This window comes from Sabulicella flocculans (assembly GCF_045449635.1).
Taxonomy (GTDB): Bacteria; Pseudomonadota; Alphaproteobacteria; order Acetobacterales; family Acetobacteraceae; genus Roseococcus.
Map to the genome: position 1 here is coordinate 1 of NZ_JBJJBR010000050.1, position 2,570 is coordinate 2,570.

Annotated in this window: 2 protein-coding genes and 1 pseudogene; 1 reads left to right on the forward strand and 2 read right to left on the reverse strand. The window is 70.7% G+C overall.

The features are described 5' to 3' along the window. Positions 1 to 53 precede the first annotated feature (53 nt). Positions 54 to 1,886, forward strand: coding sequence for a hypothetical protein (locus tag ACI6QG_RS19495; protein ID WP_407026247.1), 1,833 nt, complete (start codon positions 54 to 56; stop codon positions 1,884 to 1,886). Here ACI6QG_RS19495 and ACI6QG_RS19500 read toward each other — a convergent pair. Both ACI6QG_RS19500 and ACI6QG_RS19505 read right to left on the reverse strand, forming a co-directional pair. Next, positions 1,864 to 2,463 carry a DUF6064 family protein gene (locus ACI6QG_RS19500; protein WP_407026248.1) on the reverse strand — a complete coding sequence of 200 codons (600 nt, stop codon included), beginning with the start codon at positions 2,461 to 2,463 and terminating at the stop codon, positions 1,864 to 1,866. The genes ACI6QG_RS19495 and ACI6QG_RS19500 overlap by 23 nt on opposite strands. Next, positions 2,460 to 2,570: pseudogene (locus tag ACI6QG_RS19505) on the reverse strand (IS5/IS1182 family transposase); the annotation flags it as partial. The pseudogene ACI6QG_RS19505 and the gene ACI6QG_RS19500, both read right to left, overlap by 4 nt.

The following is a 2,570-nucleotide window of genomic DNA, read 5'->3' on the forward strand; positions in this document are numbered from 1 at the left end:
GACGCGCCGCGGCGCGCCGCAGCCCTCCCCAACCACGCTCACTGGAGGCAGCCATGGCCGCCCGCATCGACGACCTGATGGTCCTCGGCCAGAACATCTCCAAGACCGACCTGGCGAAGTACCTGCGCGACCGCGAGGCGGTGCTGCCGCGCGACTTCGGTGGCCTCGGCGACGGCGCCACCAACGACCGCGCCGCCATCCAGGCCTGCTTCGACCGCGCCGCGGCGGACGGCAAGTTCGCAGTGATCCCGCCCGGCACCTGGAACGTCGACGCCGGCGTCACCCTCGGCGGCGGCGCCCGCGGCCTCATCATGCAGGGCGTGATCCAGTACACCGGCGCGGCGAACGCGCCGGCCACCGTGCTGACGCTGGGCGACGGCGGCACCACCCGCAACGGCGAGAAGCTCTACCTCAACCTGCAGGTCACGCGGCAGATCCAGTCGGACTGGGCCAGCGAGGCCGACATCGGCATCCTCGCGCGAAACCTCGACTCCTCGCTGCTCGACCTCCGCCTGGTCTCGGGCTTCACGATCGGGCTGCGCACGCTCGGCGACGGCCGCGGCTTCGAGGACGCCACGCTGATCCTCGCGCGCATCCTGAACAACCGCTACGGGCTCGACGCCCACTGTGCCACTGCCACGGCCTGGAACACCTCGATCCGCTACTACGGCGGCCACTTCGCCTGCGCGACCGGAATCAACCCGACGCTTGATCGCTTCGGGGTGCGCTTCTCGCGCCAGGCCGGGGCCTACAACAACCACAACCGCCACACCTTCGACGGGCCGAACTTCGAGCTCCGCCAGCTCGACCCGAACGTCGCCATCCCCTTCCTGAACGAGACGGGCGGCACGGCGATTATCGCGCGCGGGCTGCGCATGGAGGCCTGCTCGCCCATCGCGGCGCGGCACACCGGGGCGGCGACCAACTGCGAGTACGAGGTGGCCTGGGCGCACACCTACGCCATCGGCATCGACTACACCGCGACGGCGACCCGGGCCGGCAACGCCGTCTACAACCGCCACCGCGCGCCGGCGTCGCGGGTGACGCGGCTGCTGGCGAACATCCCGAACCTGCGCGCCGCCGCCTTCCGCCACAGCAACACCGAGATCGGCGTCGAGGGGGCCTGCATCATCGCCACCTCGACGACGACCGAGACCACCATGGCGGCACTGTCCTGGAACGGGCTGGACGGCATCGCCGCGACCGGGCGGGGGCTGCTGCTGAACGCCAACCGGGGCGCCGCCTTCGTGGTGCAGACCACGCACGCGAAGGAGTTCGCGCTCGCGCACTGGCTGGTCGGCGGCGCCGATGGCGGGCGGCTCTGCGTGCGCTGCTTCGACGGCGCGGGCACGGTGCGGGAGAACCAGCCGCAGGACGTGCTGGCGTCGGGCACCACCCTGCAGTGGGACACCGCCTCGAAGAGCTGGCAGGCGGGTGCGATCATGCAGGACAGCTCGCTGAACCGGCGGCAGACGGTGCGGCTCGGCGCGGGGGTGGCCTTCGCGCAGATCGGGATCATCGGCTTCGACGGGCAGATCGAGCTCGAGGCGCTGCGGCTCTACGGCCTGCCGGAGGACGCGCCGGCGATTCTCTACGGCTGCCCCTCGCTGCCGGCCGGGACGCGGACGCTGGCGATCGAGACCAGCTGGGACCTGCCGAGCCTCGGCCCCGGCGCGACAGCGAACGTCGACGTCACGGTGCCCGGCGCGCGGCGGGGCGTTTTCGCGGACGCCTCGCTCGACAGCAGCAGCATCGCCTGCGTGCTGGACTGCCACGTGTGGAGCAACAACAGCGTGCGCGTGACGGCGAGCAACGTCAGCGCGTCGACGGTGGATCTCGCCGCGGCGCCACTGGCCGTGCAGGTCACGAAGCGGCGCTTGCCCTGACCGGCATCTGCCGCTTGCCGAAGACCAGGAAGGTCGTCGCAGCGAGACCGCCAACAAGCAGCACCCAATCCTGTGGCACGGCCAGCAGCACAGCCGCCGAGCCGCCGACGACCGCCCACAGCGCCGGGATCACCAGCAACCACCACGGAACGGGTGCGGACGCCAGCAAGAGCATCCCGAAGGTGAAGATCGTCATCGGGCAGGGCGTGACGCCGAAGGCCGGGATCTCCGCCCAAGGATGTCCGGCGACGCGGCCGAGCAGCGGATAGAGCACCATCGCATAGGCGATCAGGACCAAGCCGAAGATACGCCGGCTGCCGCCCCCGCTCAGCGCGAAGGGCAGGCCACGGCTTCGCGCCGCAACGGCGAGGAACGCGGTGCCCTGCCCGAGGAAGGCCGCGCCAAACAGCCACGCAGCCGGGTTGATCACTGTGAAGTGGAGCAGGTGATACGCCACGCCCGTCCAGAGCCACATCGCAGCGAGCACCGCTGCGACGATCCGATCGGCCCGCGCTCCTCCGCGCAGCGCGACGACCAGCGCGACAATGCCGAGGGCGTAGGGTCTGGACTCAATCAAGCCCAATAAGTGATGGCGGAGACGAGGCAGACGGCGGCGAGGAAGTTGCGAGCGGTCTTGTCGTATCGTGTTGCGATGCCGCGGAAATCCTTGATGCGGCAGAAGGT